Source organism: Nocardioides dubius (assembly GCF_039528155.1).
GTDB lineage: Bacteria > Actinomycetota > Actinomycetes > Propionibacteriales > Nocardioidaceae > Nocardioides > Nocardioides dubius.
In genome coordinates this window covers 163,746-167,989 of record NZ_BAAALG010000003.1, presented here as the reverse complement: position 1 = coordinate 167,989, position 4,244 = coordinate 163,746, and the positions used below count along the sequence as shown (strand labels likewise).

General features: G+C 73.0%; 5 protein-coding genes and 1 pseudogene. 2 read left to right on the top strand and 4 right to left on the bottom strand.

Features of this window, described 5'->3' with window-relative positions; genetic code table 11:
• Nucleotides 1-21: 21 nt before the first annotated feature.
• Complete coding sequence (locus ABD151_RS05010) at nucleotides 22-738, bottom strand: lysophospholipid acyltransferase family protein (RefSeq protein WP_343991939.1); 717 nt, start codon at nucleotides 736-738, stop codon at nucleotides 22-24.
• A 106-nt stretch (nucleotides 739-844) separates the two neighbouring features.
• Here ABD151_RS05010 and ABD151_RS05005 point away from each other — a divergent pair, with 106 nt between their 5' ends.
• Nucleotides 845-1,615, top strand: a complete 771-nt coding sequence (locus ABD151_RS05005; protein ID WP_343991937.1) for an alpha/beta hydrolase — start codon at nucleotides 845-847, stop codon at nucleotides 1,613-1,615.
• Between the two features lie 22 nt (nucleotides 1,616-1,637).
• Nucleotides 1,638-2,099: a hypothetical protein gene (locus tag ABD151_RS05000; protein WP_343991935.1), complete on the top strand. Its 462-nt coding sequence runs from the start codon at nucleotides 1,638-1,640 to the stop codon at nucleotides 2,097-2,099.
• A 4-nt stretch (nucleotides 2,100-2,103) separates the two neighbouring features.
• On the opposite strand, the gene ABD151_RS04995 is transcribed toward ABD151_RS05000, so the two are convergent.
• From ABD151_RS04995 to ABD151_RS04985, 3 genes and pseudogenes are all read right to left on the bottom strand, one after another.
• The gene (locus ABD151_RS04995) at nucleotides 2,104-3,057 is read right to left on the bottom strand and encodes an ROK family protein (protein ID WP_343991933.1); all 954 of its coding nucleotides are present in this window, start codon (nucleotides 3,055-3,057) and stop codon (nucleotides 2,104-2,106) included.
• The gene (locus tag ABD151_RS04990) at nucleotides 3,054-3,995 is read right to left on the bottom strand and encodes an ROK family protein (RefSeq protein ID WP_343991931.1); all 942 of its coding nucleotides are present in this window, start codon (nucleotides 3,993-3,995) and stop codon (nucleotides 3,054-3,056) included. The genes ABD151_RS04995 and ABD151_RS04990 overlap by 4 nt, the downstream gene beginning before the upstream one ends.
• Before the next feature lie 2 nt (nucleotides 3,996-3,997).
• Nucleotides 3,998-4,244: pseudogene (locus ABD151_RS04985) on the bottom strand (hypothetical protein); the annotation flags it as partial.

Genomic DNA, 4,244 nt, shown 5'->3' with positions numbered 1-4,244 from the left:
GTGGCTGGATCAGCCAGCCGTTCAGGAGGCCTTCTTCTCCGCTGCGGCCTCACGCTCGGCCTGCTTGGCCTCCGCCTTGGCGCGGGTGGCGTACATGTCCACGTACTCCTGGCCGGAGAGCGTCATGATCTCGTACATGATCTCGTCGGTGACCGAGCGCAGGATGTACCGGTCGTTCTCCAGGCCCTCGTAGCGGGAGAAGTCCAGCGGCTTGCCGAAGCGCACCTGCGGCCGGGTGACCTTGCCGAACTTCTTCCCAGGCGGCGCGACCACGTCGGTGCCGACCACGGCGACCGGGATCACCGGCACGCCGGTCTCCAGGGCGAGCCGGGCGACGCCGGTCTTGCCGCGGTAGAGCCGACCGTCGTGCGAGCGGGTGCCCTCGGGGTAGATGCCGAAGAGCTCGCCCTTGCCGAGCACGCCCTTGGCCGAGATCAGCGCGCCCTCGGCGGCGTTCGCACCCGAGCGGTCGATCGGGATCTGGCCGGAGCCCGAGAAGAAGGTCTTCTGGAACCAGCCCTTGAGGCCGGGGGCGGTGAAGTACTCCGCCTTGGCCACGAAGGAGACGCGGCGCGGCAGGGTCAGCGGCATGAAGAGCCAGTCGGCGTAGCTCAGGTGGTTGCTGGCCAGGATCGCCGGGCCGTCGGTCGGGATGTTCTCCAGGCCCTCGGCCTGCGGCCGGAACACCACGCGGAGCAGCGGACCGAGCGCAACCCACTTCAAGAACCAGTAGAACACCGAGCCGAACCTCCTCGAGGAGCCCATCAGCCGCTGACGGACGGGAAAACCCTAGCCCCAATTCACCCCTCCCCCTAGAGCGACCCAGCATGGAAGAATCCGCAGCGTGTCCACCGAGTCCCTCACCGCCGCGTTCTCGGCCGCCGCGCGCCCAGAGATCACCACAGATCCCGGCCGCAGCGTCGGCGTCCTGCTCTGCCACGGGTTCACCGGCTCGCCGGCCTCGATGCGCCCCTGGGCCGAGGCGCTGGCCGAGCGCGGGTACGGCGTCGAGGTGCCGCTGCTGCCCGGCCACGGCACCACCTGGCAGGAGATGAACGCCACCGGTTGGGCCGATTGGCACGCCGCCGTGGAGCAGGCGTTCGCGCGGGTGAGGGCCGCCCACGACGTGGTCGTCGTCGCCGGGCTCTCGATGGGCGGCGCGCTCGCCCTGCGGATGACGATCGACCACCCCGACGACGTCGCCGGCGTGGTCCTGGTCAACCCAGGGATCAACTCCACCAACAAGCAGCTGCTGGCACTGCCCGTGCTGAAGTGGCTGCTGCCCTCGATGCCGGCGATCGGCAACGACATCAAGAAGGCCGGCGCGGACGAGCACGGCTACGACCGCACGCCGCTCAAGGCGCTCTCCTCGATGCTCGACGGCTGGAAGCAGCTGCGCGCCGACCTCGCCCGGGTCCGGGTGCCGGTCCAGGTGTTCAAGTCCGTCGACGACCACGTGCTCGACCCGAGCTCCGTGCAGCTGATCACCCAGCACATCCCCACCGCCGAGGTGACCCTGCTGCACGACTCCTTCCACGTCGCCACCATCGACAACGACGCCCAGCAGATCTTCGACGACTCCGCTGCCTTCATCCGCAGCGTCACCGGGGTGTGAGCAGGGTCGTAGGCTCGTCGTTGTGAAACCTCAGGACGAGGACGAGGCCTGGCGCCAGATCGTCGAGAACTACGGCGACACTCCGCGCGCCGACGAGATCCCCCTCGCCGAGAGCACGCCCGAGCCGGCGCCTGCCGAGCCGCTGCGCGTCGACGCCGTCGAACCGGCCGTCGAGGAGCCGCCCGCCTGGGCCCCCGAGCCCGAGGAGCCGGCCGAGCTCGCCTACCGCGCCTGGGACGACGAGGGGCGGTTCGTGCCGCCCACGCCACCGCCGATCGGGTGGGCCACCCCGCCGCGGCTGGTCGCCTGGGTCGGGCTCTTCGGGGTGCCGCTGCTCTTCCTGGTCTGCCTGTTCACCGGGCTGACCCTGCCGTCGATCATCAACCTGATCCTGATCGGCTGGTTCGTGGGCGGCTTCTGCTACCTGGTCTGGAACATGCCGCGCACCCGCAACGATCCCTGGGACGACGGCTCGCGGATCTGAGCGCTCAGCGCCCGGCCCGCAGCGCCCGCAGGGCGAGGTCCGCCGCTCCGATCAGCCCCGCCCTGGTGCCGAGCTGTGCCGGCACCACCCGGGGCAGCTCCCGATGCCCGGCGCCGACCACGGTGCGCTCCAGCACCCGGCGAGCCGGGGTGAGCAGTCGCTCCCCCGCGGTGGCGACGCCGCCGCCGACCACCACCACCTCGGGGTCGTAGGCCGCGGTCAGGTTCGCCAGGCCCACCCCGAGCCACTCGCCGACGGTGGCGAACGCCTCCAGGGCGACCAGATCGCCGAGCTCGGCGGCCTCGGTCACCATCGGGCCCCGCAGCCGGGCCGGATCGCCCTGACACATCTCGGCGAGCAGGGTGGGGCGCCCCGCCATCCGCTCCCGGGCGACGCGCTCGAGCGCGTTGCCACTGGCGTACTGCTCCCAGCAGCCCGCGCCGCCGCACTCGCACGGCGCGCCGCCGGGCACCACCACCATGTGGCCGAACTCCCCCGCCATCCCGTTGTGCCCGCGCAGCACTCGGCCGCCGATCGCGGCCGCACCGCCGATCCCCGTCCCGAGGTTGACCACCAGCGCGGTCTCGGCTCCGCGGGCGGCGCCGAGCGCCACCTCGGCATGCGCGGCCGCGGTGGCGTCGTTCTCGATCACCACCGGAAGCTGCCAGCGGTCCTCCAGGCGCTGGCGCACCGGAGCGTCCAGCCACGGCAGATGCGGCGCGAAGCGGACCCGGTCACCGGACCGGTCCACGAAGCCGGCGGCGGCGACCCCGACGGCGCGGACCCGCCGGCCGTCGGCGACCTCGGCCAGCGCCTCGCTCAGGGCGTCCTCGATCGCCTGCTCGGTGACCCGGCGCCCGGGCGTCTCCCCCCGGCTGGTGGCCAGCACCTCACCGCCCTCGACGACCCCGGCCAACACCTTGGTGCCGCCGACGTCGATCCCGACGACGGCGCTCATGCCTGCCTCGCCAGATCGGCTGCCCCCACGATCGCGGCCCCGTTGCCGAGCAGCGCGGTGCGGACCACGCCGAAGGGACGGTGACCGGCACCGGTCAGGTTCGCGGCCAGTGCCTGGCGGACCGGACCGGCCAGCAGCTCGCCACTCTCCGCGACCCCACCGCCCAGGACGATCACCTCGGGGTCGAGGACCGCGACCAGATCGGCGATCCCCTCGCCGAGGTGGCGACCGACCTCGGCCACCAGCGCGGTGGCGAGCGGGTCACCGGTGGCGGCCACCTCGGTGACCTGCGGTCCGAGCAGGGCCTGCGGATCGCCGCCGGCCACCGCCAGCAGGGCCCGCCCGGCCTGCGGGTCGCCCGCGACCGCTTGTCGCGCATTGCGCTGCAGGGCCGAGCCACTGGCGTACTGCTCCAGGCACCCCAGCCGACCGCAGGGGCAGGGCAGCCCACCGGGCACCGCCCGCAGATGACCGATCTCCCCGGCGACGCCGTGCCCGCCGCGCTGCAGTCGGCCGTCCAGCACCAGCCCGCCTCCGACGCCCGTCCCGACCGCCACCATCAGCATGTGCTGGGCATCGCGGCCCGCGCCGAAGCGGAACTCGGCCCACGCCGCGGCATTGCCGTCGTTCTCGATCACCGTCGCCAACCCGGTGCGCCGGGTGATCTCGGCGTGCAGCGCGATGTCGCGCAACGGCAGGTTGGGGGCGAAGTAGACCCCGCTGCGGGCGGCATCCACGAAGCCGGCCACCGAGAGGCCGGCGCTGTCGGTCTGCGGCGTGCGCAGGTGCTCCACCACCGCGGCGATCGCCGTCAGCAGGGGCTCGGTGCCCTCGGTCGGCGTCGGCACGCTGAGTCGCGCTCCGATCCGGCCGTCGTCATCGACCACGGCCCCTGCGATCTTGGTGCCGCCGATGTCGATCCCGAGGGTGCTGGCCACGGCTACTCCGGCCAGTCGCCGTCGAGGTCGATGTGCTCCACGCTCTCGCCGCTGCGCTTGGACTCCTCGGGCACCGCGGTGGCGAGCAGCGCGGCCGCGGCCTGCAGCAGGGAGGACCCGGCCACGGCCAGGTGCGTCTTCACCTCGGGGCTGAGCTCACGGACCAGGTGCACCGTGCGGCACACCGGGCACCACTGGCACTCGGCGGCGTCGGTCGCCAGATGCTCGTTGACGTCCGCCGCGGCGGGC

Excerpts from the sequence above, each read along its gene's own strand:
- ABD151_RS04995 (WP_343991933.1), bottom strand. The coding sequence starts at position 3,057 with ATGAGCGCCGTCGTCGGGATCGACGTCGGCGGCACCAAGGTGTTGGCC.